Source organism: Nocardia sp. NPDC003482, assembly GCF_053588115.1.
In genome coordinates, this window is record NZ_JBSFPI010000015.1 from 135,905 (window position 1) to 162,875 (window position 26,971).

Here is a 26,971-nt window from a genome sequence, read left to right on the forward strand (position 1 = left end):
GCGCACCCGGGTAGAACGGCACCCGCTGGGGCCATGACGGCAAACCCCTACGGCGCCACCGAGGTCCAGTCGGTGAAGCCGGTGGGGTCGTGGCGGCCCATGGTGGCGTGTTCGAAGAGGCCCCAGCCTTCGGCGTCGCCGCAGCGGGCGTGGGCGACGTGGTCGATGACGCCCCAGGGGATGCGGGGGGCGATTTCGGGGGCGGTGAGGTCGTAGCGGACGCTGGAGGTCCAGCCGCGGCCCATCCAGCGGCCGTGCTGCCAGTCGGGGTCGCCGCCGTAGCCGCAGCCGATGTGCAGGGGGACGAATGTCTTCGGGTGGATCTCGACCTCGAGGGGTTTGCCGTCGGGGGTGGTGAGGTCCAATCTCGCGGCGACGGGGTGCCTTGTGCCGGAACGGTATTCGATGTGGACGCGGGGCCAGCCGAGTTGTTCGACGCGGCCGTCGGACCAGATCCGCACGGCGTCGTTGAGGGTGCGGTACCCGTCCGGATTCTCCTGCACGATGACGATGATCGAGAACTCGTCGAACCGCAGCGGCACGTACAGCCACCAGAAGCCGCCCGAACCCTCGTCGGCGGCGCGGCCGGGCGGATCCGCCTCGCCGACGGGCCGGATGCCCCAGGACCGGTCGCGGCTGCCCAGCCACACCGCCGGGTCGACCGCGATATCCGTGCCGTCGACATGCAGCGTCCCTGACCAGCTGCCCAGTTGCGCGAAACGCTGGGCGTCGATGATGGGCCGGTTGCCCGTCAGGATCTGATGCGGCTGTTCCAACACCGCGGGGAACGAGCCGTTCCACGTCAGATCGAAACTGAGGTCGTCGTGCTCGCACACGATGCGCACGCGCTGCAGCGGTTCCTGGATCTCCACGCGGTAGCCACCGACCCGCATCTCGAGGTCGCGGGTCTCGAGCGCGTCGGAGAACCGCACGGCCCGTTGGATATCCCCGCGCCGCACCAGCGCGTAGGCGTCGACCACCCCGAGGTTCGGATACAGACCCATCCCGGTGATCAGGAAGGTGCCGCCGTCGCGATCGTGGGCGTTGAAATAGCTACGGTCGTAGAAGTTCCGGTCGCTGGTGGCGACGCGCGCCAGCGACAACGGGGTCTGATGGATCGGATACTCGTCCAGGGGGACGGGTGCGTGGCTGTCGGACACGGGCTCTCCTCGTGAAGCGCTGTGGCTCAATCCCATTGGTACGTTCCCGCGAGCAGGGCCTCCAAGCTCGCACGGTGCATGACGTAGTTGTCGCGGTCGTCGGTGTCGGTGTCCTCGCCGAAGTGGATCATCCGGCGCTTGATGCGGGCCATGACGATGCCGTGCCGCAGCGCGCTGTACACCAGGTACCAGTCCAGATCGCGCGGGGCGTGGCCGGTGACGCTCTCGTAGTGCGACACCACATCCGAGCGTCGCAGGAAATCGGGCAGGCCGGGCTGATCGAACTGGGTCGCGATGTCCTGGAAGAAGCGGTGGATGAAGATCAACCACCCCAGATCCAGCTCCCGCGGACCCAGCGCCGCCATCTCCCAGTCCAGCACGGCCGCGGGCTCGAACCCCCGGTAGATGATGTTGCCCGGCCGGGCGTCGCCCCAACTGAGCACGTCGGGCCCCGGATCGGCGGGGAAGTTGTCGTCCAGCCAGTCGAAGGCCCGCTCCAGCAACGGGATTCGATAGCCGTCGCGGGCCAGCGCCCAGTCGTACCACTCCCGCTGCACCCGGAAATGGTGCCGCAGTGAGGACTCCTCGCCCGTGACGAGCAGGGGGAACTTCGCGGCGGGCTCGGGAATGGCGTGTAGCTTCGCGATCACCTCGACCGTCGCGCGGGTCAACCGCAGCCGGTCCTCGGGCGAGGCGTCGAACAACCAGCCGACGAACACGTACGGCGGGTTGTCCTCCGGAATCCGCCCGTCCACCCGGCCCATCACGAAAAACGGTGCGCCGAGCACGGATTCGTCGTTCTCCAGCCAGTACAGCGGCGGCACCGGCACGTCGGTGTGCTCGGCCACCCCCGCCATCACCCCGTACTGCATCGGCAGGTCGTAGGTCGGGAAGACCGGCAGCGCGCCCGTCTCCGGCGGCATCCGCACCACGTACGAGGCGGATTCGGTGCGGCCGTCCCGTTCCCACGCCGCGTCGAACAGCACCGACCCGCTCGACAGACCGCCCGCCTGCGGCCGGGTGAGGTTGCTGATCGTCGGCGCGCCGTCGGCCCGGACCTTCCCGGCCAGCCACCGCGTCAGGCGCTCGGAGAGATCGTCGAGATCGAGCGCGCTGGTGGTCAGCTGATACCGATGCCCGGGGTCGCGGTCGGGATCGACCGTCATTGGTCTGCCCTCCTGAACAAGGAAAATGGTGGGTGGAATGTAACGCGTTCCAGTGAGTGTGCGGAGCGGATTCGGCGGGCCGGTACGACCAGTACCGGTGACCGGGACGGGCGCTGGGGTGGGGCGGGCACGTAGGCCGTGGGGAGGATCGGGAAACCAGGGGATTCCCAGGGATTTCCTGGAGGCGGACGAGGGGTCGGCATTCCTATCGTGGGCTGGTCGGATCACCATCGAGCAGGGGAGTGGGCGTGGGAACTGTGGTCGCCGTGGCGGAACCCGAAGCGCGACAGGAGGATTCGGAGCAGCCTGCCTGGTCCCCGGCGACGCGGATCGCCTTCCGGTTCTGCTTCCTGTATTTCGGGCTGTTCTGCCTGACCTATCCGCAGCCGGTGACGGTCTTCCTGGGCTGGGCGATACGGTGGCTGCCCGAGGACGCGGTCATGTGGCAGGCGCATGTGCTGGAACCGCTGTTGCGTCGGGTGGGGCGCGGCGTCTTCGGCGCCGACGCGGCGGTGCGCGACACCGGCAGCGGGGATCAGGCCGTGTTCTGGGTGCTGTTGTTCTGTCTGCTGGTGGTGTCGGTGGTCGGCACGCTGGTGTGGTCGGTGGTGGATCGGAACGCGCGGGACCATCGCCGTCTGGCCGGGTGGTTCCTGCTGTTCATCCGCATGTGTGTGGGCGGGCAGATGCTTTTCTACGGATTCGCCAAGATGATTCCGACGCAGATGCCCGAACCCGGCCTGGCGACCCTGCTCGAACCGTTCGGCAATCTCGCCCCGATGGGGGTGCTGTGGAATCAGGTGGGTGTGTCCCAGCCGTACGAGATCCTGCTGGGGACCGCGGAAGTGCTTGCGGGACTGCTGCTTTTCGTGCCGCGGACCGCGCTGCTGGGCGCGATGCTCGCCGTGATCAGCATGGCCCAGGTGTTCGTGCTGAACATGACCTTCGATGTGCCGGTGAAGATCCTGTCCGGGCATCTGCTGCTGATGGGCCTGGTGCTGCTGGCGCCCGAGGCGCGGCGGCTGTTCGAGGTGCTGGTGGCGAATCGGACCGCCCCGCCCTCGCACGCGCCGTACCCGTTCCGCACCCGGCGCGGGCGACGCTGGGCGACGGTCGGGCAGGCCGCGCTGGCGGTGTGGCTGCTGGCGGCGCTGATTCCGCTGTCGTGGCAGGCGTGGGAGGAACTGGGACCGCATCGGGAACGGCCGCCGCTGTACGGGATCTGGACGGTCGCCGAGTTCACCCGCGACGGGCAGCCGGTGCCGCCGCTGCTCACCGATGAAACACGCTGGCGGCGCATCGTTTTCGATCAGCCGGAGATCATGGAGTACCAGCGCATCGATGGCGAACTCGTGCCGTTGCGGGCGCGCGTGGACACCGACGCGCGCCGACTGGACCTCGCACCCGCCGACAGCGCCGGGGACTATCGCCCCGGCTCGTCCCGGCACGGGGATATGTCGGGCAGCCTCAGCTACCAGCGGCCGACGTCGGATCGTCTCGTGCTCGACGGGCAGCTCGACGGCCGTCCGGTCACCGTCACCCTCGACCGGCTCGATCCGAACAGTTTCCCGGTGCGCGGGCGCGGCTTCCACTGGGTGCAGGAGGGCGCGACCTTCTGACCGCTCAGCGCGCACCGATCTGGTTGGACCACTCGGGATTCGGGCGATAGAACTCGCCGGTGCCCGGCTCGAACGCCCGGCGCGCGTCGTCGGCGCCCCACAGCCGGGCCGCGAGCCACGCGGTGGGGTAGCCGAGGTAGCCGTGGACGCCGCTGGTGCAGGGGATCGAGGCGCGGGCGCAGTCGGGCTGGCCCTGAATGTCGTTGTGATTGGCCCGATTCAGCGTTCCCCACGTCTTCGGCACCCCGGGCGGGACGGCGTCATAGTAGGCGTGGTTCGATTGCAGGCCGGTGAGTCCCGGCAGGTTCTCCGACGGGGAGACGAACGCGTCGTCGGCGCCGTTGACGAAGAACACCGAACCGGCGGACACACGATGGGTGTCGACGCACCGCCGCGGGGTCGAACAGAACATCTGGGCCGGAATCTCCACCGCCACAGCGGTTTCGATCAGACCGTCCGACTCGATGAGCGCGTTGACCGCCCCGGTCGCGCCCTGGGAGTGGCCGATCGCCCCGACGGCCGCGGTGTTCAGCTTGTCGTGGAAGACGTTCGTGGGGTCGGCGGCCTGGTCGATGAGATACCTTGCGGCGGAAATGATTTCGTCACCGGAACCGGTGTTCTGATTCTCGGTGGCGACCACGACGAAACCCCACGAGGCGAGATGCCGGAGGAAGTAGTCGTATTGGCGCGGCACCGCCGACGTCCCGTCGCCCCAGGTGAGGATCGGATGCCGGACGCCGCGCGCGCCGAGATCGGTCGGATACCAGACGTCGTAGGCCGCACCGGTCGGATCGCAGCAGCCGAAGTGCTCGAGCGCGCTCACCGCCCACGGACCGGGGGCCGTGTACGCGCTCTCCACCGCGTCCGCCGAGCCGAGGGGTTCGTCGGCCGCCGCGACCGGGGCGCAGGCCACCAGCAGGACCGTCAATGCCAGGATCCGGAACGCGGCTCGTCGCATGGTCGCAGCATAGGGAATTTCCCCGCCGCCGGGCCGGTTCGCTTCGGACGTGACGGTCGAATTCTCCGCAGACTTGAAGAACTACCTCGACGACGGCAAACCCTTCGCCACCGTGGCGACCCTCGCCCGCGACGGCCAGGCCCACCTCACCGTGGTCTGGATCGAACGCGACGGCGACGAACTGCTGTTCTCCACCACGGTCTCCCGCCAGCAGTACAAGAACCTCGCCCGCGACCCCCGCGTCACCGTACTGATCAGCCCGCCCGACAACCCGTACCTCTACGCCGAGATCCGCGGCACCGCGACGATCACGCCCGACCCGGACCGCGAATGGCCGAACAAGCTGTCGCTGAAGTACACCGGCAAGCCCTACGCCGAGTTCAATCCGGCGTCGGTGAACGACGCCGACCGGGTGCTGGTGCGGGTGACGCCGACCAAGGTGCTCGGGCGGTTCTGAGCGGTCCGTCCCAGTTCCCGTAGGCTCGACCCTTGTGCCGAACCACCCAGATGACCAGCATGCCGGTGACCCGAACTACTTGGTCGGGCTCGATCTCGCGGGCCGACGTGTCGTCGTCATCGGCGGCGGCACCGTCGCGCAGCGGCGGCTCGGCCTGCTGATCGCGTCCGGGGCGCGGGTGCATCTCGTGAGCCGGGCGGTCACCCCGGCCGTGGAGGCGATGGCGACCGCCGGGCAACTCACCCTCGACCTGCGCGACTACGCCGACGGCGACCTCGACGGCGCCTGGTATGCGATGGCCTGCACGGACGAGCCGGAGACCAACGCGGCCGTCGTCGCGGAGGCGACGCGGCGGCGGATCTTCTGCGTGCGCGCCGACAACGCGCGGCTCGGCACGGCCGTGACACCCGCGACCGCCCGCTACGAGGGCCTGACGCTCGGCGTGCTGGCGAGCGGACGGCATCGGCGCTCGGCCGCGGTCCGCACGGCCCTGCTCGAGGCGTTGCAGTCGGGTGTGGTGGCCGAGGACGCGGATCCGATGGCCCCGGGTGTGGCGCTGGTCGGCGGCGGGCCCGGCGATCCCGATCTGATCACCGTGCGCGGCCGCCGCCTGCTGGCCCGCGCCAATCTCGTTGTCGCCGACCGGCTCGCGCCGCCGGAACTGCTGGCCGAACTCTCGCCCGAGGTCGAGGTCGTCGACGCGGCCAAGATCCCGTACGGGCGGGCCATGGCCCAGGAGGCGATCAACACCGCGCTCATCGAGGGAGCCAAGGCAGGGAAGTTCGTGGTGCGGCTCAAGGGGGGCGACCCCTATGTGTTCGGGCGCGGCTTCGAGGAGGTCGAGGCGTGCGCGGCCGCGGGGGTGCCGGTGACGGTGGTGCCCGGGGTGACGAGCGCGATCTCGGTGCCCGCGCTGGCCGGGATTCCGGTCACCCATCGCGGGGTCACCCACGAATTCGTGGTGGTCAGCGGGCATGTGGCGCCCGATCATCCGGATTCGCTGGTGGATTGGCCCGCCCTGGCCCGGCTGCGCGGAACGATCGTGCTGTTGATGGCCGTCGAGCGGATCGAGCAGTTCGCGACCGCGCTCATCGACGGCGGCCGACCGGCCGACACCCCCGTGACCGTGATCCAGGAGGGCAGCCTGCGCACCCAGCGGGTCCTGCGCGCCGAACTGGGCAGCGTCGCGGAACGCGTTCGCGCCGAAGGCATTCGGCCCCCGGCGATCATCGTCATCGGCCCGACCGCCGCGTTCAGCGCGGACGCGCTCGCCGATCACGCGTCGGCGGGCGCGTGAGGGGCCCCGGACGGGGTACCGATATCCGATACAGTGAGTCACTGTGCTCGATAATCCCGCCGCGACGATGCGTTATCCGGTGACCACGCGGGCCTTCGGGCTGCCGATCCTGGTGCTCAGCGGGTTGCAGCTGATGGTGATCCTGGACGGGACCATCGTCATCCTGGCGCTGCCGCGGTTGCAGGAGCAGATGGGGCTGTCCAATTCGGGCAGCGCCTGGACCGTCACCGCGTACGGCCTCACCTTCGCCGGGCTCATGCTGCTCGGCGGGCGGCTCGGGGACCTGTTCGGGCGCAAACGCATGCTGATCATCGGGGTTTCGCTGTTCACGCTGGCGTCGCTGGCGTGCGGTCTGGCGCAGAACGAGGCGATGCTGATCGTCGCGCGCGCGATCCAGGGCAGCGGCGCGGCCGTCGCGGCGCCCTCGGCCATGGCGTTGGTGGTGAGCACGTACGCCCCTGGGCCGGTGCGCAATCGGGCCATCGCGATCTTCGGTTCGATGGCCGGGGTGGGTTCGGTGGGCGGGCTCGTGCTGGGCGGCGCGCTGACGCAACTGGATTGGCGGCTGATCTTCTGGATCAATGTGCCGATCGGGGTGTTGATCCTGCTCGGGGCGATCTACAAGTTGCGCGACACCACCCATCATCGGCTCGCGCTCGATGTGCGCGGTTCGGTGCTGGGGACGCTGGCCTGCGCGGCGATCGTGTTCGGCGCGACCGAGGGGCCCGAAATGGGTTGGGACAGTTGGTACATCATCGGCTCGCTGGTCGCGGGTGTGCTGTTGTTGGTGGCCTTCGTGTTCGCCGAACGCTACGCCGACAATCCGGTGGTGCCGCTGACGCTGTTCCGGGACCGCGATCGCGTGGTGACGTTCGTGGCCCTGCTGCTGGGTTCGGGCGTGCTCGGCGCGATGACCTATTTCGTCGCGCAGTTCCTCCAGAACGTCATCGGCTACAGCCCCCTCGTCGCGGGTCTGGCCTCCATCCCGTTCACCCTCGGCGCGGGCGTCGGCACCGCCGTGGCCTCCAAGGGCGCCCTCCACATCCGCCCCCGTTGGCTGCTGCTCGTGGCCGCGGTCTTCCTCTCCGTCGCGGGCCTGTACGGTTCCACCCTCGACGGCGGCGTGGGCTACTTCCCCACCCTCCTGCTGCTGCTCACCGGCGCGGGCCTGGGCGTCGGCATCGTCATCGTCATCGCCCCGCTGTGCCTGCTGGTCGGCGTCCCCGTCAACGACGTGGGACCGCTCTCGGCCATCGGCCAGATGATCTTCAACCTCGGCACCCCCTTGGCCGTCGGGGTCCTGTCCCCGGTGGCCGCCTCCCGCACCCTGGCCCTCGGTGGTCGCACCGGCCGCGCCGCCGATATGACCCCCAGCGAAATCGCCGCGCTCGGAAGCGGTTACACCCTGGTCCTGTTCGTGTGCGGAATCGGCGCGATCGTCGTGGGCCTGATCGCCCTCGCCTTGCGCTACACCCCACAGCAACTCGTGCAGGCCCAGCACGCCCAGGAGGAATCCCAGCGAGGGTGAGCCTCAGCCCGGCAGGTGGGTGACCGCTATCGCGGGTTCGGTGAGGCTGCCGAGATAGAGGGTGCCGTTCTGTTCGGCGACGCCGGTGACCATCGAGTAGACGTCGGGTTCGCGTTGGAGGTCGTGGATCAGGGTGCCGTCGAAGTCGTAGGCCTGGACCCAGGCGGTCTTGACGGGTTTGGGGCGGAGGGCCTCGGGGATGGACCAGGTGAGGCGGCGCAGGAGGCCGGGCAGCGGAAGCAGCTTGTCCAGCAATGGGTTTCGGGGGGTGACGAGGGTGACCCAGGCCAGGCCGTCGCTGCCGAGGCCCATATTGTCGGGGAAGCCGGGGAGGTTCTCGACGAGGGGGTCGGTGGCGCCGGTGCGGGGGCCGGTGAGGTGATAGCGGGTGATGCGGTAGCCCGCGGTCTCGGCGACGAGCAGGCAGGAGCGGTCGGGGGCGAGGATGAGGCCGTTGGCGAATTTGAGGCCGTCCAGCAGGGTTTCGACGGCGCCGTCGGGGGTGCGGCGGAACAGGCGGCCGGTGCGGGAACCCTCGAGGACGTCGCCCATGTACTCGTCGAGGGAGTAGCGGGTGGTGGAGGCGGTGAAGTAGATGGTGCCGTCGGCGTCGGCGACGACATTGCTCGCGAAGTTCAGTGGCCGCCCGTCGATTTCGCCGACGAGGACCTCCACCTCGGCGTCCGGTTCGGCCAGCCGCAGCAGCCCGCGCACCGAATCGGAGATCAGGACGGAGCCGTCGGGATTCGCGTGCAGGCCGAGGGGGCGGCCGCCGGTGTGACCGATCCGCTCGACCGTGCCGTCGGTGGGGTCGACCGCCAGCAGCGACCCGTCGTCGACGCCGCACAGCACTCTGCCGTCCGGCGCGACCACCACGTCCTCGGGTCCGGCGGCGGGCAGGGGCAGCAGGCGCGGGGTCGGCATGGGTGGGGTGCTGTGGGTTTCGCGGGCACGCGGCGTCGCCGACGGCGGTGACCAGCGGATCGGCTGGAACGACATGGGCTCACGGTAGCGTGTGCCGATCGGCGAGGCGCAAGGCTTCGTCGAGAATCGCCAGCCCCTCCTTGGCCTCGGCCTCGGTGATCGTGCAGGGCGGCACCGCGTGCAACCGGTTGAAGTTCACGAACGGCAGCAGCCCGGCGTCCCGGCAGGCGGCCACCACCTCGATCATGGCCTCACTCGTTCCGCCGTAGGGCGCCAACGGTTCTCGCGTCGCCGGATCCCGGACCAGTTCCAGGGCCCAGAACACGCCCAATCCCCGTACCTCGCCCACACTCGGATGCCGCGCCGCCAGCTCCCGCAGCCCCGGCCCGAGCACCCGCTCCCCGATAACGGCGGCGTTCTCCACGATTCGTTCCTCGGCCATCGCCGTGATGGTCGCGACCGCCGCGGCCGCCGCCAGCGGATGGCCCGAATACGTCAGCCCGCCCGGGTAGGCGCGGTCGTCGAAGATCGCGGCGATGCGCGGCGCGATGGCCACCCCGCCGAGCGGGACGTAACCCGAGTTCACGCCCTTGGCGAAGGTCAGCAGATCCGGCACCACGTCGAAATGGTCGATCGCGAACCACCGTCCGGTGCGCCCGAATCCGGACATCACCTCGTCGGCGATGAGCACGATGCCGTGTCGATCGCACAACTCGCGCACCCCGGCGAGATATCCGGGCGGCGGCACCATGATCCCCGCCGTCCCTGGCACCGACTCCAGCAGGATCGCCGCGATCGTCTCCGGCCCCTCGAAGGCCACCACCTGTTCGAGATGCTCCAGCGCCCGCCGCGACTCCTCCGCCTCGTCGCGCGCGTGGAACTGCGAGCGGTACAGGAACGGCCCGAAGAAGTGCACCACCCCCGCCGCGCCGCGATCATTGGGCCAGCGCCGCGGATCGCCGGTGAGATTGACCGCGGTCTCCGTCCCGCCGTGATAGGACCGATAGCGCGACAACACCTTCGGCCGCCCCGTGTACAGCCGCGCCATCCGCACCGCGTGCTCCACCGCGTCCGCGCCGCCGTTGGTGAAGAAGATCCGGTCCAGCTCACCCGGCGTCCGCTCGGCGATCAGCCGCGCCGCCTCCGACCGCGCCGGATTCACGTGCTGCGGCGCGATCGTGCACAGCGTCGCCGCCTGATCCCGCACGGCCGCAACGACTTTCGGATGCTGATGCCCGATGTTGGTGTTGACCATCTGCGAGGAGAAGTCCAGCAGCCGCCGCCCGTCCCCGTCCCACACATAACTGCCCTGGGCCGCGGTGATCGTCATCGGCTGGATCCGCCGCTGCGCCGACCACGAGTGGAAGACGTGCCGCCGATCCAGTTCGTAGGCGCGCGCGGCCTGTTCCCGCGCCGCCTCGACACTCAGCCCGTTGGGCAGGGTCATCGCATCGTTCCTGTCGTCAATTGTTTTGGGGGAAACCGAGATTCAGCCCGCCGTGGCTCGGATCGAGCCAGCGGGCGGTGATCGCCTTGGTGCGGGTGAAGAAGTGCAGTCCCTCGGTGCCGTGCGCGTGCGAATCGCCGAACAGCGAGGACTTCCACCCGCCGAAACTGTAGTAGGCCATGGGTACCGGGATCGGCACATTGATGCCGACCATGCCGACCTCCACTTCGGTGTGGAAGCGCCGCGCCGCGCCGCCGTCATTGGTGAAGATCGCCGTACCGTTCCCGTAGGGATTGGCGTTGATCAGCGCCAACGCGTCGTCGTAGCCGTCCACCCGCACCACCGACAGCACCGGGCCGAAGATCTCGTCGGTGTAGACGCTCATCTCCGGGCGCACGTGGTCCAGCAGGGTGGGGCCCAGCCAGAAGCCGTCCGCCGCGCCGTCGGGTTCGACGCCGCGTCCGTCGAGAACGACCGCGGCGCCCTCGGCTTCGCCCGCGGCGACGTAGTCGGCGACGCGATCGCGGTGCTGCCGGGTGACCAGCGGGCCCATATCGCTGCCGCGGGTACCGTCGCCGGTGCGAATCGTCTTCGCGCGCTCGGCGATTCGCGTCACCAGGTCGTCGGCGATCTCGCCGACCGCCACGACCACGCTGATGGCCATGCAGCGTTCGCCCGCCGAGCCGAATCCGGCGTTCACCGCGGCGTCGGCGGCCAGGTCCAGATCCGCGTCGGGCAGGACGACCATGTGGTTCTTCGCGCCGCCGAGCGCCTGCACGCGTTTCCCGGCGGCGGTGCCGCGCTGGTAGACGTAGCGCGCGATCGGGGTCGAGCCGACGAACGAGACCGCCTTCACGTTCGGGTTGTCGAGCAGTTCGTCCACGGCCACCTTGTCGCCCTGCACCACATTGAACACCCCGTCCGGGAGCCCGGCCTCGGCCCACAGCCGCGCCAGCCACAGCGAGGCCGAGGGGTCCTTCTCGCTCGGCTTGAGCACGACGGTATTACCCGCCGCGATCGCCACCGGGAAGAACCACATCGGGACCATGGCCGGGAAGTTGAACGGCGAGATGATCGCGACCGGGCCCAGCGGCTGGTGGATCGAGAAGATGTCCACCTTGGTGGAGGCGTTCTCGGTGAATCCGCCCTTGAGCAGATGCGGTATGCCGCAGGCGAATTCGACGACCTCCAGCCCGCGCGTCACCTCGCCCGCCGCGTCGGAGAGCACCTTGCCGTGTTCGGCGGTGATGATCGCGGCGAGTTCGTCCTTGCGCTCGTTGAGCAGTTCGCGGAACCGGAACAGGATCTGGGTGCGCCGTGTCAGCGAGGTGTCGCGCCAGCCCGGGAACGCCGCGGCCGCCGCGTCCACCGCCGCCCGCGCGTCGGCCGCCGTCGCCAGCGCCACCTGTCCGGTGGTCACGCCCGTGGCCGGGTTGGTGACCGGCAGGGTCGCCTCGCCGGTCCCGTCGAACGGCTTGCCGTCCACCCAGTGCGCAATGGTCCCCATGGTCTCCCTCGTCTCCGGTGTCGGTGCTGCCACTATCCCCCATCCCGTGCCGCCCATCGGCCGACGAAGTGTCGGTTCCGGTGGGATTCGTATTACGATTCGTCGATGTTGCCGACCGTCGCCGATGTGCTCGCCATGCCCGTGGTGCGGGCCGGGGAGCCCGAGGTGCGGGGCGGCGCGGCGGGGTTGGCGCGGCCGGTGCGGTGGGTGCACGTCGGGGAGGTGGCCGATGTGGCGGCGCTGCTGGCCGGGCGGGAGTTGATCCTCACGACCGGGCAGCCGCTCGCCCGGGGGACGCCCGCCGCGCTGGCCTACCTGGAATCGCTTGCGACGGCGAATGTTTCGGCGCTGGTGGTGGAGCTGGGCAGTTATGTGGCCGATATCGGGCCGCACATCGCCGCCGCGGCGGATCGGCTCGGGCTGCCGGTGGTGTCGTTGCGGCGCGTCACCCGGTTCGTGGCGGTCACCGAGGCGGTGCACCGGGTGATCGTGGCCGATCAGTACGCCGAACTCGCGTTCGCGCATTCGGTGCACGAGACGTTCACTGCGCTGAGCGTGCGCCGCGCGTCCCTCGACGAGATCGTGAAAACCGCCGCGACACTACTGAATTCGTCGGTGATCCTGGAGGACCTGGGCCATCGCGTGCTGGCCGTGACCGCCCGGCACGACTCGGCCGCGGAGCTGCTGGCGGACTGGGAGACCACCTCCCGCCTGCTCGCCGACGACGCGACCGTCGTCCCGGTCGGCCCGCACACCGAGCGGTGGGGACGGCTGATCCTGCGCGGCGCGGCGACGACCCGCACCCGCATGGTGCTCGAGCGGGCCGCGCAGACCCTGACCCTGCACCGGATGATCGAGCGGGACCGGTTCGGACTGCACCGGCAGGCGCAGACCGGGCTCATCGACGACATGGTGAGCGGCCGCCTCGGCGACGAACCGGAGGCCATGGCCCGCGCCGCGGCGCTCGGCCTGGCGCGGCGGGCCCGCTACGTGCCGTTGGCCGTACACCTCGACGCGCCCGTCGAAACCGATCCGGTCGCGCGGCAACGCCGGGCGGCCGCGCTGCTCGACGCCGTCGGACACGGCGTGGCCCTGGCCAAGGCGACCGCGCTGAGCGCCGCCGAACAGCATCGGATCACGGTGGTGCTGGCCGTCTCTCGCGGCGGCGACCTCGACGAACGCCTGAACCGGGTGTGCGCGCAGATCGCCGCCGAGGTGCGGCGGGTCGAGGGAGTGCGGCGGGTGGTGATCGGCGCGGGCGCGGAATCGGACTCGCTGCTCGACACCGCGCGCGAACTCGTCCACGCCGGACACGTCGCGGAGGTGGCGCTGTCACTGTCCACCACCCACCCGCGCCCGTTCTACCGCAGCGGCGACATACGCCTGCGCGGCCTGCTCTCCCTGATCCGCGATCAACCCGGCGTCCAACGCTTCGCCGAAACCGAACTGAGCGCCCTGCTCCGCCACGACATCCGCCACGGCGGCGACCTCGTCGGCACCCTGCGCCGCTTCCTCGACGCCGCGGGCAACAAAACCGAACTGGCCCGCCGCATGAACATCAGCCGCCCCGCCCTCTACGACCGCCTGGCCCGCATCGAACGCGTCCTCGGCGTAGACCTCACCGACGGCGAGACCCGCACCTCCCTCCACACCGCCCTGCTCATCCGCGACCTCGCGCCCCGGGCTGAGGGTGGGTGAAGTGGATGGCAGCATGATCGGTATGGATGCTCTGCTGGCGGTGGCTTATGGGCAGGCGCGGGTCGGGCTCGAGGAGGGTGGGATTCCGATCGGGGCGGCTCTGTTCGACGGTGCGGGGAATGTGTTGGGGCGCGGGCGGAATCGGCGGGTGCAGAAGGGGGATCCGAGTCTGCATGCGGAGGTCGACGCCTTTCGGGACGCCGGGCGGCGGCGCGATTACCGGGACACGATCATGGTGACGACCTTGTCGCCGTGCTGGTATTGCAGCGGGCTGGTGCGGCAGTTCGGCATCGGGGCGGTGCTCGTCGGGGACGCCGAGACCTTTCACGGCGGACACGACTGGCTGGCCGAGAACGGGGTCTCGGTGACGGTCCTGAACGACCCGCGCTGCGTGGCCATGATGCGGGAGTTCATCGCCGCCCGGCCCGAGCTGTGGTTCGAGGACATCGGCGTCGCGGACGAATAAAAGTGGCGCGGATGCTTCCGTTCGGGAAGGGTGGGACTTCGTGCGAGACTTCAGATTCGGTGTGAGCATGCGGGCCTCGGACTCGCGGGCGGAATGGGAACGGTCGACGCGGCTGGTCGAGGAACTCGGCTACGACATGGTGCTCGTCCCGGACCATCTCGGGATGGTGGCGCCGTTCCCGGCGCTCGTGGCGGCGGCCGGGGTGACCTCGCGGGTGGGGCTGGGGACGTTCGTGCTCAACGCCGGATTGACCCGGCCCGCATTGCTGGCCCGGGACGCGGCGGCGGTCGATCAGCTCAGCGACGGGCGGTTCGAGCTCGGCCTCGGGGCCGGATACGCCCCAGGCGATTTCGAGGCGATCGGCATCCCGTTTCCCGATGCGGCGCAACGGATTTCGCATCTGGAGCGGACCGTCGTCGAGGTGCGCGAACTGCTCGCCGATCCGGAGCATCGCCCGCGCCCGGCGCGGTCACGCGTTCCCATCGTGATCGCGGGCCAGGGTGATCGACTGCTGCGGGTGGCGGCCCGGCACGCCGACACCGTGGGCCTGTCAGGTGTGGTCGCGGGCGACGATCCGACGCGGCGGGGGACGCTCGCCGAACGGATCGCACTGCTGCGGTCCGCGGCGGGGGAGCGGTTCGCGGCCCTGGAGATCAACCTGATGATCCTGGGCGTGCACATCGCGGGTTCCGGGACGCCCGATCTGAGCTTCCCGCGCATCTTCTATCCGGACTACTCCGACGACGAACTGCTCGCCGTACCGACCGTGCTGCACGGCACCGAGGAGGACATCGCCGACGCGGTGCGCCGCTTCCGCGACGAGTACGGCGTCACCTACTTCACCGTCACCAGCCACGACATGACGGCCTTCGCGAAGGTGCTCGCCCGGCTGCGCTGACTCAGCCCGTGCCGAGCAGCAGTTCGGTCTTCTCGAACATGACCGCGGCCTCCCGGGCCGAGGGCGTGCCCGCGTCCGGATCCGCGCCCGCCGCGAGCAGGACCCGCACGATCTCGGGGTCGCCCTTGAAGATCGCCCCGGCCAGCGGTGTCTGCCCGCGATCGTTGGCTCGGTCCGGGTCCGCGCCCCGGTCCAGGAGCGTGCGGAGCGCCGCGAGCCGGCCGTGGTAGGCGGCCAGCATCACCAGCGTGTCGCCGCGCTCATTGGTCAGATTGACCGGGACCCCCGCGTCCAGGTAGGCCCCCACGGTCGCCGCGTCACCCGCCCGCGCGGCCTCGAACATCCTCGACGCGAGCTCGACCGCCTCGGGATCTCTCTCCGCGTTGCTCATCAATTCAGCGTAGCCATGGGTCCTACGGTCGGCGATGGATCAGTTGTAGGACTTGGCCACGCCGTCGAGCAGATGTTCCAGCGTGTCGTAGGCCGGGGTGTCCACCACGTCGATCACATCCTTCCGCACCGGAACGTGATTCGCGTCCGTGACCTTCGCGAAGCGGGCCGGGTCGTCGGTGCGGAAACCGTGCGCGGCGGCGAGGTCCTGGAGTTCGGGGTCGGTGGTGAGCAACCGGCCCACGCGGTCGCCCTCGGGGGTGAGGGGGACCAGGGTGTGCCGCGAGAGGACGGTGGGCGAGGGATACATGAGGACCATGTCGGGGGTGACGCGTCCCGCGGCGGCGGCCTCGACGTACTGGGCCTCGTAGCAGAGGACCAGCGGGGTGGGACCCATACCCGCCGACAGGTACTGGGCGAACGGACCCTCACTGGAATTGTCGGAATATCCTTGCCCGACGAACAGTTTCGAGATTTTCCCGAGGACGAATTCCTCGGCGGTGGCGCCGCGCACGACGGTGTTGTCGTTGGCGACGTAACTGGCGATGGCCAGATACATGGCCGCGGAATTCGAGGTGCGCGGGTCGGTGGTGGAGACCAGGATGTTCTTGCGCACCGGATAGACGGTGTTGTCGGGCAGCTGATCCCATTGCTTACCGCCCGCGATGAGATCCAGATATCGGTTCATGTCGAAGGTCGGCGTCGGTCCCGGGCGCACCACGCCCGCCCGGGTGAGCAGGTCGGCGATCGGCGCGAACGTCGCGATGGCCATGGGCGAGGAGAACGGGGTGTATTTCGCGGTCACATTGCGCTGCCGCAGGATTCGCTCGGCGGCCGGGGCGCTGGACGGGAAGGCGAAATCGTACTTGCCGAGATCGACCGAGGTGGCGATCTGCCGGGAACCCGCGGGCTCCGCCTCCACTCGAATACCGTTGCGCGCCAGGGCGTTCACCACCTTCGGATCGGCGAAGAAGGCGCTCTTCTCCGATCCGACCACGCCGCGGATCACGGTCGGCGCCGCGGCGGCCGGGGCCGGGGACGTGGAGGTTCCCGAGGTGCCGACGACGATCGCGACGATCGCCACCACGACGAGCGCGCCCACCGGGAGGGCCAGCTTGCGGGCCGTCCAGGGCGGGGAGACCAGCGCGCGCCACCGTACGGTACTCGCGGGCTCGTCCGAAACAGACTCCGCCGCAACGAAATCCGTCGACTCCGGCGTGCCGGACAGTTGCCGCCGCACGATCCGTTCCACCAGGATCGGCACGAAGTCGCGCACCGAATGCCCCTCGAACCGGCCCACGGCCGCGGCGATGACGTCCTCGACCTGCCGCGCGGAATGGGTGTCCGCGTAGTCGGCGACGAGGCGATCGGTCATCTCGCGCAGCGCCTTTTGTTCCCGGGCCTGCTTATCTTCTCGGGTGACGGTTTCGCCCACGCCAAGCTCCTCGGAAAATGCAACGGATTGACCACGCTGTCGACGCGCCGCGCCCACATTACGACACCGCTCGCCATATCCCAAGCGGGGCAATCGGTTCCATTCTCGGGGTCGCCGAAATGCCTGGACGAGAAAGATTCTCGTAACCGGGTGTGCCCTTTTCATTCATGTCCGGGTGCACCTGGAGTTCAACTCAGGTGAGGACCAGCAATTCCGTCGACGACGCGATTTCCACGCGGAGCCCGGCCTTTTCGGCCACCCGCGCCAGATCGCGCACGGTGGCCGGTTCGGAGCGGGTCAGCACCAGCGCGCGGGCGAGCAGGCCCTTGTGGTGTTTGTTGAAGTGACTGACCACCGTGCGGGTGCCGTCGGGTCGTTCGGTGAGCACGGTCGCGGTGATCGCGCCCGGCACGCGGCCCAGCTGTTGATAGGTCCCCGAGCGCAGATCGACCACCAGACCTCCGGCGGTCTCCTCGCGCAGCGCGGGCGCCAGCGCGGGTTTCCAGAGCGAGGCCAGCGTCGGCAGGCCGGGCAGCTTCGAACCGCCCGAGAGCCGGTACGCCGGAATCGGATCCGCGGCGCGCAGCACACCGAACAGGGCCGAGCCGATCGCCAACCGCGCGAACGCCTTCTGCCGCTGAATTTTCGTGAACGAGGCCACGCCCAGCGCGTCGTAGAGCACCCCGGTGTACCGCTCGAGCGCGGGCCGCGTCGCGGAGGTGCGCAGCGTCGCGTTGCGCGCGATCTCCGCGTCGGCGCCCTTGCCCAGACCCAGCGCCGCGCGGGCCGCTTCCGGGTCGTCGGCCAGGGTGATCAGTGCGGTGACCAGTTTGTCGCGCACGGCGGTGAGCTGCGGCAACGACAGCGCGTCCAGATCGAGCGGGCCGAACTCACCGCCGTCGGACTTGGTTTCGGAGGGAGGGAGGATCACCAGCACGAGCGGATACGGTAATGCCCTGCGAACCCCGCGTGAGCACGGGCTACGCTGTGCACCCGTGATCACCCGTCTCTCGCACCTCTTCCTGCGTACCCTGCGTGACGATCCCGCCGACGCCGAGGTGCCCAGCCACAAGCTCCTGGTCCGCGCGGGCTACGTGCGGCGCATCGCGCCGGGCGTGTACTCGTGGCTGCCGCTGGGACTGCGGGTGCTGCGCAAGGTGGAGAACGTGGTGCGCGAGGAGATGAACGCGATCGGGGCGCAGGAGATCTCGCTGCCCGCGCTGCTGCCGCGCGAACCCTACGAGACGACCAAGCGCTGGACCGAATACGGCGACGGGCTGTTCCGGTTGCAGGACCGCAAGAAGGCGGACTATCTGCTCGGGCCCACGCACGAGGAGCTGTTCGCGCTCACGGTCAAGGGGGAGTACAACTCCTACAAGGATCTTCCGGTCACGCTGTACCAGATCCAGACCAAGTACCGCGACGAGGAGCGGCCGCGGGCGGGGATTCTGCGCGGGCGCGAATTCATCATGAAGGACTCGTACTCGTTCGATCTGGACGAGGCCGGGCTGAAGGCGAGTTACGGCGCGCACCGCGAGGCATATCAGCGGATCTTCGATCGGCTCGGGGTGTCGTATGTGATCGTGGCGGCCACGTCCGGGGCGATGGGCGGCAGCGCCTCGGAGGAGTTCCTGGCCGACAGTCCGGTGGGGGAGGACACCTACGTGGTGTGCCGCGAATCCGGGTACGCGGCGAACGTCGAGGCGGTGGTGACGCCCGCGCCGCCGGAGCTCCCGATCGAGGGGCAGCCGCCCGCGGAGGTGTTCGACACTCCCGATACGCCGACCATCGCCACGCTGGTCGACTGGGCGAACACGGCCGTCGCCGAGCGGTACGGGCGGGCGGTCACGGCGGCGGACACGCTCAAGAACGTCATGGTCAAGCTGCGCCATCCGGACGGGAAGACCGAGATCGTCGGCATCGGCGTGCCGGGTGACCGCGAGGTCGACGACAAGCGGCTCGGCGCGGCGCTGGAACCGGCCGAGGTGGAACTGCTCACCGAGGAGGACTTCCGCGCGAACCCGTTCCTGGTCAAGGGCTACATCGGCCCGAAGGGACTGCTGGACAACGGGATCCGGTATCTGGTGGATCCGCGCGTGGTGAGCGGCACGTCGTGGATCACCGGGGCCGACGCGCCCGGGCGGCACGTCGTGGGGCTGGTCGCGGGGCGCGACTTCACCCCCGACGGGACCATCGAGGCCGCCGAGGTGCGCGACGGGGATCCCTCGCCGGACGGGCAGGGGGTGCTGCACGCGGCGCGGGGGATCGAGATCGGGCACATCTTCCAGCTCGGGTACAAGTACACCGACGCGTTCGAGGTCGACGTGCTCGGCGAGAACGGCAAGCCGGTGCGGCTGATCATGGGTTCGTACGGCATCGGCGTGTCCCGGATGGTGGCGGTGCTGGCCGAGCAGCTGCACGACGAGAAGGGGCTGCGCTGGCCGCGCGAGGTCGCGCCGTTCGACGTGCACGTGGTCATCGCCAACAAGGACGAGGGCGCCCGGCAGGGCGCGGAACAGGTTGCGGCGGAACTGGATTCGGCCGGGCTTGAGGTGCTGCTCGACGACCGGACCGCCTCGCCCGGGGTGAAGTTCAAGGACGCGGAGCTGCTGGGTATGCCGCTGGTGCTCGTGGTCGGGCGCGGCTGGGCGGACGGCAAGGTCGAGGTGCGCGACCGCTTCGCGGGCACCAACGAGGAGATCGCGGCCGATCAGGCGGTGGCCGCGGTGCTGGCGAAGGCGCGCGGCTGAGCGTTTCGATTTGCGGGCCGACCGCCGAACTGGTTGGTTCGCAGTGTGATCAAGCCCATTCTGGGTCTGGTGGTCGCCCTCACCGCGCTGACCGGTTGTGCGACCTCCGCGAGCGAACCCTCGCAGACCGCGGCCATCCCGTCGCACCCGAGCACGGTCACCGTCACCGACGGTGACCGCGCCTTCCTCACCGCCCTCGCCGCGCAGGGCGGCGGCCTGACCCGCCTGGCGGTGAATTCCCCCTACGGCGCGATCTGCACGGGCCGCAACCTCGCCGAGGAGTTCGACCGCCTCGTCCGCACGGGAAGCCTTCCGGCCCAAGTCTTCCCGTCGATGGCCGAGAACTTCTTCCTAGGCGACGGCTCCGACCAGACCTCCTTCACCCGCGACGAGGTAGCCGACATGATCCGCCTCGCCGTCTCGGTATACCAACCCCAGTACGCCACCGATATCCGCTGAATCCCTTGCGCGAGTTGGTCATTGGACCGAATCCGACTTGTCGGACCCCCGGCGTACCGTTCACTCCTGTCCGACGAAGCCACGCGCCTGTTGGAGGAACTGATGACCAGGACCTATGAGTACAAGAGCGACTTCGCGCGGCGGTATATCGCCCAGGGGCGGAGCGAAGGCCGGGCGGAGGGGGAGGCGCAGGCACTGCTGGTCATCTTGGACGCCCGGGGGATTGTGCTTTCCGACGATTCCCGGCGGCGTATCGCGGATTGCCGAGATATGGACCAGCTCAACGCGTGGCTGCGTCGGTCCGCGACCGCGACCTCGGCGGATGAGTTGTTCGACTGAGCTGTCGGTCAATCCTTGCCCGGCAACACCGCTGTCGCCGGGTTCGTGCCCAGAATCGTTTGCCAGGTGGCCAATCGGACGGCCGATTCGGTCAGGGCCTCTATGGCCGTGTGGCGGAGTTCGGAGGTCGTCGTGCGTTCGACGACCGAGCGCCAGGCCGCGGCCGTGTCGGACTCGACCGTGACCGCGAGCTTCGCGGCGGGGATGGGGTCGTCGACGGGGAAGGGTGGGGTGTAGGCGGCCGCCGGTGCGGGGATCGAGGCGCCCAGGGATTTCAGCTGGTCGATCGTGGCGTCGCGGCGGGCGCGGTGGGCGGCGGTGTACTCCGCGACGATCTTGGTGCGTTCGCGGGAGGCGTAGGCGGCGATGAGGCCGTAGGCGTAGACGGCGGCGTATTCGGCCTCGAGGGCCTCGGTGAGGGCTTGCTGGTCGGAGACGGTCATGCGAGCAGGACTCCCGCGTGGGTGGCGCAGCAGGCGCTGATCGAGGCGAGCAGGCCCGCGCGGTAGCCGGACAGGGTCTGGGACAGGTCGGCGGCCGACCGTTGGGAACGGCCCAACTGATCGCGCAGCGCGGCGACGGTCGGGGGCGAGGCGGGCGCGGGCGGGGGAGCGACCGGGGGCGTCTTCGACTCGGGCTTGGTGCCGTCGCCGTAAACGCCTGTGGCACGGTCGATTTCGGCGCGCACCGCGTCGGCGTGCTGGGTGCGCTGCTCGGCGATCACCGTCAGCGCGGCCGTGCGGTCGGGCGCACCGGCGATCGCGGCCCGCGCCCACACCGCGTCGGTGCGGGCCGACTGTTCCTGTGCGAGAAGGACATCCGGCTGTGCGGGCGGGTCCTCGGCGCAACCGGCCGCGCCCAGCACACCGAGCGTCGCGACGCAACCGCCCGCCAGCCGCAACAGGGTTCGGCGGTTCACGGACGGGGCACGGCTCGACGACGGCGGCGGGATCACGATGTGAGTGCTCGGCACGCCTATATCGTGCCAGTGATTGTGGCGAGACAAACCGCCGAGCCCACTCGACACGCTGTGAACTGCCCCTTCGGATGTCTGACCGCCGCGAGCACCCAGGGGAAACCGAACCAGGTTGGCTGGTCCTTTACACTCTTCGGGCGCGTTACGCTAGACCTCCGGCGGAGTATTCCGTCGAGACCCCGTGCCGACCGTGCTCGACCAGGACCGATATCGCCAACGCCACCGCGCCACAACTGAACCAGGAGCCGCCCACATGCCGATGCCGACCGAGGAAAGGGTGAGCCAGCTTGTTGCTGAGCTCGTCGAGCGCCGAGGATTCGACCTCGAGGGCGTGGCGATCACGGCTGCCGGTGGGTCGCAGGCGCGCGTGAAGATCGTGGTGGACAGCGATTCCGGGGTCGATCTCGACGAGATCGCCCACGTCAGTTCGGAACTGTCGGAGGCCCTCGACGCGGCCGGGGACTTCGGCGAGCTGTCCTACCTGCTCGAGGTCACCACCCCCGGCACCGACCGACCCCTCACCGCCCCTCGGCACTGGCGCCGCGCCCGCGGCCGCAAGGTGCGGATCACGCTGCGCCCGGGCGCCCCCACCCCGGAGAACAGCGACCGCTTCGAGGCCCGCGTGGGCGCGTCCGACGACCGCGAGGTCGCCCTCGTCCTCGGCGGGAAACGAAAACCCCACCGCGTCACCGTGCCGCTGGCCGATATCGAAAAGGCCGTCGTCCAAGTGGAATTCTCCCCACCCGGCGAGGCCGAGATGCGATTAGCCGGGGGAGTGGCCCCCGGCCGCCCGGAACCGGGAGCCGGTTCCGCGGACACACCAGATGGAGAACAACCGGAATCAGTAGCCGCGCCGACCGAAGGGATCGTGGAATGAACATCGAGATCGAAGCCCTGCGCGCGATCGTCGCCGACAAGGGGATCGCGATGGAGACCGTGATCTCCGCGATCGAGTCCGCGCTGCTGACCGCCTACCGGCACACCGAGGGGCACGAGCCCAACGCGCGCATCGACATCAACCAGAAGACCGGCGTGGTCCGCGTGATGGCCCGCGAGGTCGACGCCGAGGGCAATGTCATCTCCGAATGGGACGACACCCCAGAGGGTTTCGGCCGCATCGCCGCCACCACCGCCCGGCAGGTCGTGCTGCAACGGTTGCGCGACGCGGAGAACGAGAAGTCCTTCGGCGAATTCTCCACGCACGAGGGCGATATCGTCGGCGGCGTCGTGCAGCGCGACGCGCGGATGAACGCCCGCGGCACGGTCGTCGTGCGCATCGGCAGCGAGGCCACCGGCGCGGAGGGTGTCATCCCGCCCGCCGAACAGGTGCCCGGCGAGACCTACGAGCACGGCGACCGGATCAAGTGCTACGTCGTCGGCGTCTCGCGCGGGGCGCGCGGCCCGCAGATCACCCTCTCGCGCACCCACCCGAATCTGGTCCGCCGCCTGTTCGCGCTCGAGGTGCCCGAGATCGCCGACGAGTCGGTCGAGATCGTGGCCGTGGCCCGGGAGGCCGGGCACCGGTCCAAGATCGCCGTGCGGACCAATGTGCCGGGCGTGAACGCCAAGGGCGCGTGCATCGGCCCGATGGGTCAGCGCGTGCGCAACGTGATGAGCGAACTCGCGGGGGAGAAGATCGACATCATCGATTACGCCGACGATCCGGCGACCTTCGTCGGGAATGCGTTGAGCCCCTCCAAGGTTGTATCGGTCACGATCGTGGACCCCGAGGCGCGCGCGGCGCGTGTGGTGGTCCCGGACTTCCAGCTCTCCCTCGCCATCGGCAAGGAAGGTCAGAACGCGCGGCTCGCCGCGCGCCTGACGGGCTGGCGCATCGACATCCGCTCCGACGCGGCGCCCGATGCGAACGGGTCCGTGCGCACCGAGGCGCAACACGGCTGAGCCCGCCGGACGGGCCTCGGATGACATGTTGATAACCAACCAGAGGGCTGGATGCGGAGATCGGGACGTGGCAGCGGTAGAGTGGTCTCAGGCTCAGCGCGAGTCCCCGACCTCTCTGCGCTCCGGACCCGTCCGGACCTGCGTGGGATGTCGGGAACGCGAGCTGGCCGCCGATCTGTTGCGGGTCGTGGCGCTGTCGTCGCAAGACGGTGTTGCGGTCGTTCCCGATCCGCGGCGCAGACTGCCCGGAAGGGGTGCCTGGTTGCACCCCTCTTCGGTCTGTCTGAGCAATGCAGTTCGGCGCCGAGCGTTCGGCAGAGCGCTAAGAGTGTCCGGAAAACTGGATATCTCAGCCCTGGAGCACTACGTGGAGAACAGGCACGAGCACTCATGAGCACACCGTGATGAAGTACCAACGATGATCGGCCATCGAAGATAATCGGAGGTCGTGCGGGCCATCCGTCCCCAGGGGGCGGGCGCCACGCTCGACCTCTCAGTGAGGAGAGCAGTGGCAGGCAAGGCCCGCGTGCACGAGTTGGCGAAAGAACTCGGTGTCACGAGCAAGGAACTACTCGCAACGCTCAAGGAGCAGGGCGAGTTCGTGAAGTCGGCGTCCTCGACGGTGGAGGCCCCCGTCGCCCGTCGCCTTCGCGAATCGTTCGCGTCGAAGTCGTCGTCGAACGGCAACAAGTCGGCCCGATCCGGCCAGAATCAGGGTCGTTCGGGCGGTAAGCCCGCGTCCGGAGCCACCCCCGGCCCGCGGCCCGGCCCCCGTCATCCGTCGCCGAGCCCGGCGCAGTCCAAGCCCGCGGACCGGACTCCCGCGGAGCAGGCCCCCGCGGCCCGGTCCGAGGCCCCGGCCGCCAAGCCCGAGACCTCCGGCGCGAAGCCCGGTCCCGCGGCCCGTCCGGGTCCGTCGCCCAAGCCCGGCGCCCCGCGTCCGGCCGCCCCGGCTCCCGCCGCCGCGCAGTCCGCGCCGCAGCAGGAACAACAGCAGGAGCGTCAGGACCAGCGCCCGTCCCCCGGCGGCCCGCGCCCCGGCCAGCAGCAGCAGCGTCCCGGCGGTCAGGGCCAGAGTGGTCCCCGTCCGGGCGGCGGCCCGCGTCCGGGTCCGAAGACCCCGCGCGTCGGCAACAACCCCTACTCCTCGGCTCCCGAGCGCGAGCGTCCCGCGCCGCGTCCGGCCCCCGGCCAGGGCGGCCCGCGGCCGACCCCCGGTCCCGGTGGTCCGCGTCCGGGTCCGGCCCAGGGCGGTCCGCGCCCGACGCCGGGTCCGCGTCCCGGCCCGGGTCAGGGCGGTCAGCGTCCGGCGGCCGCGCAGGGCGGCGGCCCCCGTCCGGGCGGTCCGCGCCCGAGCCCGGGTTCGATGCCGCCCCGGCCCAATCCGGGTGCGATGCCCCAGCGCGCGGCCCGTCCGGGTCCCGCCGGTGGCGGTCGTCCGGGTCGTCCCGGCGGTGCGCCGGGCGGCGCGGGTCGTCCCGGTGGCGGCGGCGGTAACTACCGCGGCGGCGGTGGCGGCGCGCCCGGCGGCGGCGCCGGTGCGGGTGCTCCCGCGGCCGGTGGCTTCCGGGGTCGTCCCGGTGGCGGCGGCGGTCGTCCCGGTGGTCCGGGCGGTCGCGGCGGCGCCGCGGGTGCCTTCGGCCGTCCCGGCGGCGCGCCCCGCAAGGGCCGTAAGTCGAAGCGGCAGAAGCGGCAAGAGTACGACTCGATGCAGGCCCCCTCGGTCGGCGGCGTGCGGCTGCCCCGCGGCAACGGCGAGATCATCCGGCTCGCCCGCGGCGCCTCGCTGTCGGACTTCGCCGAGAAGATCAACGCCAACCCGGCCTCGCTGGTGCAGGTGCTGTTCAACCTCGGTGAGATGGTCACCGCGACCCAGTCGGTCAACGACGAGATCTTCGAGCTGCTCGGCGGCGAGATGAACTACGTCGTGCACGTGGTCTCGCCCGAGGACGAGGACCGCGAGCTGCTCGAGAGCTTCGACCTCACCTACGGCGAGGACGACGGCGACGAGGACGACCTGCAGGTCCGCCCGCCGGTGGTCACCGTCATGGGCCACGTCGACCACGGTAAGACCCGACTGCTGGACACGATCCGCAAGACCAACGTCCGCGAGGGCGAGGCCGGCGGCATCACCCAGCACATCGGCGCCTACCAGGTGCTGACCCACGTCAACGACGAGGAACGGCTCATCACCTTCATCGACACCCCGGGTCACGAGGCGTTCACCGCCATGCGTGCCCGCGGTGCGAAGGCCACCGACATCGCGATCCTCGTGGTCGCCGCCGACGACGGCGTCATGCCGCAGACGGTGGAGGCCATCAACCACGCGCAGGCCGCGGACGTGCCGATCGTGGTGGCGGTCAACAAGATCGACAAGGAGGGCGCGAACCCGGAGAAGGTCCGCCAGCAGCTGACCGAGTACAACCTGGTGGCCGAGGAGTACGGCGGCGACACCATGTTCGTCAACATCTCCGCGCGCCAGGGCACCAATATCGAGCAACTGCTCGAGGCCGTGGTCCTGACCGCGGACGCGACGCTGGACCTGCGGGCCAACCCGGACATGGACGCTCAGGGTGTCGCCATCGAGGCGCACCTCGACCGCGGCCGTGGCCCGGTGGCGACCGTGCTGGTGCAGCGCGGCACGCTGCGGGTCGGCGACTCGATCGTCGCGGGCGACGCCTACGGTCGCGTCCGGCGCATGGTCGACGAGCACGGCGAGGACGTCGACGCGGCCCTGCCGTCGCGTCCGGTGCAGGTCATCGGCTTCACGTCGGTGCCCGGTGCCGGTGACAACCTGCTGGTCGTCGAGGAGGACCGCATCGCCCGGCAGATCGCCGACCGGCGCAACGCGCGCAAGCGCAACGCGCTGGCCGCGCGCAGCCGCAAGCGGATCAGCCTGGAGGATCTGGACGCCGCTCTGAAGGAGACCTCGGAGCTCAACCTGATTCTCAAGGGCGACAACTCCGGTACGGTCGAGGCCCTCGAGGAGGCCCTGCTGGGCATCGAGGTCGGCGACGAGGTCCGGCTGCGGGTCATCGACCGCGGTGTCGGTGGTGTCACCGAGACCAACGTCAACCTGGCGTCCGCGTCGAACGCGATCATCATCGGGTTCAACGTCCGGGCCGAGGGCAAGGCGACCGAGCTGGCCAACCGCGAAGGCGTGGACATCCGGTACTACTCGGTGATCTACCAGGCCATCGACGAGATCGAGAAGGCCCTCAAGGGCATGCTCAAGCCGATCTACGAGGAGGTCGAGCTCGGCCGTGCGGAGATCCGCGCGATCTTCCGCTCCTCCAAGTTCGGCAACATCGCCGGTTGCATGGTCACCTCCGGAACGGTCAAGCGCAACGCCAAGGCCCGCCTGCTCCGCGACAACGTGGTGATCGCCGAGACGACGATCCAGTCGCTGCGCCGCGAGAAGGACGACGCCATGGAGGTCCGCGAGGGCTTCGAATGCGGTATGACCTTCGGCTACAACGACATCAAGGAAGGCGACGTCATCGAGGCCTACGAGCTCCGCGAGAAGCCGCGGGACTAGTCCCGGCGAAGGGCGTGCCGGGATCTGGGAACACCCTCGGTGTCGAGACCTGGGCAC

25 protein-coding genes are annotated in these 26,971 nt (G+C 69.9%); 14 read left to right on the top strand and 11 right to left on the bottom strand.

All coding sequences use genetic code 11. The annotated features are described in order from the left end of the window. Window positions 1–47: 47 nt before the first annotated feature. Both ACWDSJ_RS23770 and ACWDSJ_RS23775 read right to left on the bottom strand, forming a co-directional pair. Window positions 48–1,160 carry a hypothetical protein gene (locus ACWDSJ_RS23770; protein WP_450034312.1) on the bottom strand — a complete coding sequence of 371 codons (1,113 nt, stop codon included), beginning with the start codon at window positions 1,158–1,160 and terminating at the stop codon, window positions 48–50. A 26-nt stretch (window positions 1,161–1,186) separates the two neighbouring features. Continuing rightward, window positions 1,187–2,326 carry a phosphotransferase family protein gene (locus ACWDSJ_RS23775; protein ID WP_450034314.1) on the bottom strand — a complete coding sequence of 380 codons (1,140 nt, stop codon included), beginning with the start codon at window positions 2,324–2,326 and terminating at the stop codon, window positions 1,187–1,189. A gap of 248 nt (window positions 2,327–2,574) precedes the next feature. On the opposite strand from ACWDSJ_RS23775, the gene ACWDSJ_RS23780 reads away from it, so the two are divergent. Further along, window positions 2,575–3,945, top strand: a complete 1,371-nt coding sequence (locus tag ACWDSJ_RS23780; RefSeq protein WP_450034316.1) for a DoxX family protein — start codon at window positions 2,575–2,577, stop codon at window positions 3,943–3,945. A gap of 4 nt (window positions 3,946–3,949) precedes the next feature. On the opposite strand, the gene ACWDSJ_RS23785 is transcribed toward ACWDSJ_RS23780, so the two are convergent. Continuing rightward, the gene (locus ACWDSJ_RS23785; protein ID WP_450034318.1) at window positions 3,950–4,903 is read right to left on the bottom strand and encodes a hypothetical protein; all 954 of its coding nucleotides are present in this window, start codon (window positions 4,901–4,903) and stop codon (window positions 3,950–3,952) included. A 49-nt stretch (window positions 4,904–4,952) separates the two neighbouring features. On the opposite strand from ACWDSJ_RS23785, the gene ACWDSJ_RS23790 reads away from it, so the two are divergent. The 3 genes from ACWDSJ_RS23790 (at window position 4,953) to ACWDSJ_RS23800 (ending at window position 8,185) form a co-directional block, all read left to right on the top strand. Then, window positions 4,953–5,360, top strand: coding sequence for a PPOX class F420-dependent oxidoreductase (locus ACWDSJ_RS23790; RefSeq protein ID WP_387356167.1), 408 nt, complete (start codon window positions 4,953–4,955; stop codon window positions 5,358–5,360). 34 nt (window positions 5,361–5,394) lie between these two features. Next, entirely contained in the window at window positions 5,395–6,657 is a 1,263-nt protein-coding gene (gene cobA, locus ACWDSJ_RS23795; protein ID WP_387356169.1) for a uroporphyrinogen-III C-methyltransferase, read from the top strand. A gap of 67 nt (window positions 6,658–6,724) precedes the next feature. Then, complete coding sequence (locus ACWDSJ_RS23800) at window positions 6,725–8,185, top strand: MFS transporter (protein ID WP_450034415.1); 1,461 nt, start codon at window positions 6,725–6,727, stop codon at window positions 8,183–8,185. A 3-nt stretch (window positions 8,186–8,188) separates the two neighbouring features. On the opposite strand, the gene ACWDSJ_RS23805 is transcribed toward ACWDSJ_RS23800, so the two are convergent. The 3 genes from ACWDSJ_RS23805 to ACWDSJ_RS23815 are packed head-to-tail and all read right to left on the bottom strand — an operon-like array spanning window position 8,189 to window position 12,063. Then, on the bottom strand, window positions 8,189–9,184 hold the full coding sequence (locus ACWDSJ_RS23805) for an SMP-30/gluconolactonase/LRE family protein (protein WP_450034321.1): 996 nt from the start codon (window positions 9,182–9,184) through the stop codon (window positions 8,189–8,191). 4 nt (window positions 9,185–9,188) lie between these two features. After that, on the bottom strand, window positions 9,189–10,556 hold the full coding sequence (locus ACWDSJ_RS23810) for an aminotransferase class III-fold pyridoxal phosphate-dependent enzyme (protein ID WP_450034322.1): 1,368 nt from the start codon (window positions 10,554–10,556) through the stop codon (window positions 9,189–9,191). 16 nt (window positions 10,557–10,572) lie between these two features. Then, window positions 10,573–12,063 carry a CoA-acylating methylmalonate-semialdehyde dehydrogenase gene (locus ACWDSJ_RS23815; RefSeq protein WP_387356175.1) on the bottom strand — a complete coding sequence of 497 codons (1,491 nt, stop codon included), beginning with the start codon at window positions 12,061–12,063 and terminating at the stop codon, window positions 10,573–10,575. 105 nt (window positions 12,064–12,168) lie between these two features. On the opposite strand from ACWDSJ_RS23815, the gene ACWDSJ_RS23820 reads away from it, so the two are divergent. From ACWDSJ_RS23820 to ACWDSJ_RS23830, 3 genes are read left to right on the top strand one after another with little or no spacing between them, the layout of a single operon-like run. Further along, complete coding sequence (locus tag ACWDSJ_RS23820; RefSeq protein WP_450034325.1) at window positions 12,169–13,761, top strand: PucR family transcriptional regulator; 1,593 nt, start codon at window positions 12,169–12,171, stop codon at window positions 13,759–13,761. Between the two features lie 31 nt (window positions 13,762–13,792). After that, window positions 13,793–14,227, top strand: a complete 435-nt coding sequence (locus tag ACWDSJ_RS23825) for a nucleoside deaminase (protein ID WP_450034416.1) — start codon at window positions 13,793–13,795, stop codon at window positions 14,225–14,227. A gap of 40 nt (window positions 14,228–14,267) precedes the next feature. Then, window positions 14,268–15,125 (top strand): TIGR03621 family F420-dependent LLM class oxidoreductase, encoded by an 858-nt coding sequence (locus tag ACWDSJ_RS23830; protein ID WP_450034326.1) that lies wholly within the window; start codon window positions 14,268–14,270, stop codon window positions 15,123–15,125. A gap of 1 nt (window position 15,126) precedes the next feature. On the opposite strand, the gene ACWDSJ_RS23835 is transcribed toward ACWDSJ_RS23830, so the two are convergent. The 3 genes from ACWDSJ_RS23835 to yaaA all read right to left on the bottom strand — a co-directional run bounded on the left by ACWDSJ_RS23835 (window position 15,127) and on the right by yaaA (window position 17,887). Then, window positions 15,127–15,516: an ankyrin repeat domain-containing protein gene (locus tag ACWDSJ_RS23835; RefSeq protein WP_450034328.1), complete on the bottom strand. Its 390-nt coding sequence runs from the start codon at window positions 15,514–15,516 to the stop codon at window positions 15,127–15,129. Window positions 15,517–15,555: 39 nt separating this feature from the next. Continuing rightward, the gene (locus ACWDSJ_RS23840; RefSeq protein WP_450034330.1) at window positions 15,556–16,950 is read right to left on the bottom strand and encodes a three-helix bundle dimerization domain-containing protein; all 1,395 of its coding nucleotides are present in this window, start codon (window positions 16,948–16,950) and stop codon (window positions 15,556–15,558) included. Between the two features lie 193 nt (window positions 16,951–17,143). Then, window positions 17,144–17,887, bottom strand: a complete 744-nt coding sequence (gene yaaA / locus ACWDSJ_RS23845) for a peroxide stress protein YaaA (RefSeq protein ID WP_450034332.1) — start codon at window positions 17,885–17,887, stop codon at window positions 17,144–17,146. A gap of 58 nt (window positions 17,888–17,945) precedes the next feature. Between yaaA and ACWDSJ_RS23850 the strand changes: the two genes are divergently transcribed. From ACWDSJ_RS23850 to ACWDSJ_RS23860, 3 genes are all read left to right on the top strand, one after another. Next, a complete protein-coding gene (locus tag ACWDSJ_RS23850; protein ID WP_450034334.1) occupies window positions 17,946–19,700 on the top strand; it encodes a proline--tRNA ligase in 1,755 nt (584 codons plus the stop codon). A 45-nt stretch (window positions 19,701–19,745) separates the two neighbouring features. Further along, window positions 19,746–20,159 carry a hypothetical protein gene (locus ACWDSJ_RS23855; protein ID WP_450034336.1) on the top strand — a complete coding sequence of 138 codons (414 nt, stop codon included), beginning with the start codon at window positions 19,746–19,748 and terminating at the stop codon, window positions 20,157–20,159. Between the two features lie 102 nt (window positions 20,160–20,261). Beyond that, window positions 20,262–20,498: a hypothetical protein gene (locus tag ACWDSJ_RS23860; protein WP_450034338.1), complete on the top strand. Its 237-nt coding sequence runs from the start codon at window positions 20,262–20,264 to the stop codon at window positions 20,496–20,498. Window positions 20,499–20,506: 8 nt separating this feature from the next. Here ACWDSJ_RS23860 and ACWDSJ_RS23865 read toward each other — a convergent pair whose 3' ends face one another. Both ACWDSJ_RS23865 and ACWDSJ_RS23870 read right to left on the bottom strand, forming a co-directional pair. Next, on the bottom strand, window positions 20,507–20,941 hold the full coding sequence (locus ACWDSJ_RS23865) for a ferritin-like domain-containing protein (RefSeq protein WP_450034339.1): 435 nt from the start codon (window positions 20,939–20,941) through the stop codon (window positions 20,507–20,509). Beyond that, the gene (locus tag ACWDSJ_RS23870; protein WP_450034341.1) at window positions 20,938–21,471 is read right to left on the bottom strand and encodes a hypothetical protein; all 534 of its coding nucleotides are present in this window, start codon (window positions 21,469–21,471) and stop codon (window positions 20,938–20,940) included. The genes ACWDSJ_RS23865 and ACWDSJ_RS23870 overlap by 4 nt, the downstream gene beginning before the upstream one ends. Window positions 21,472–21,727: 256 nt before the next feature. Here ACWDSJ_RS23870 and rimP point away from each other — a divergent pair, with 256 nt between their 5' ends. From rimP to infB, 4 genes are all read left to right on the top strand, one after another. Further along, window positions 21,728–22,351 (top strand): ribosome maturation factor RimP, encoded by a 624-nt coding sequence (rimP, locus tag ACWDSJ_RS23875; protein WP_387356195.1) that lies wholly within the window; start codon window positions 21,728–21,730, stop codon window positions 22,349–22,351. Then, a complete protein-coding gene (gene nusA, locus ACWDSJ_RS23880; protein ID WP_387356197.1) occupies window positions 22,348–23,376 on the top strand; it encodes a transcription termination factor NusA in 1,029 nt (342 codons plus the stop codon). The genes rimP and nusA overlap by 4 nt, the downstream gene beginning before the upstream one ends. 67 nt (window positions 23,377–23,443) lie before the next feature. Beyond that, window positions 23,444–23,770 (top strand): YlxR family protein, encoded by a 327-nt coding sequence (locus tag ACWDSJ_RS23885; RefSeq protein ID WP_387356199.1) that lies wholly within the window; start codon window positions 23,444–23,446, stop codon window positions 23,768–23,770. A gap of 114 nt (window positions 23,771–23,884) precedes the next feature. Beyond that, entirely contained in the window at window positions 23,885–26,914 is a 3,030-nt protein-coding gene (gene infB / locus ACWDSJ_RS23890) for a translation initiation factor IF-2 (protein ID WP_450034344.1), read from the top strand. Window positions 26,915–26,971: the final 57 nt, after the last annotated feature.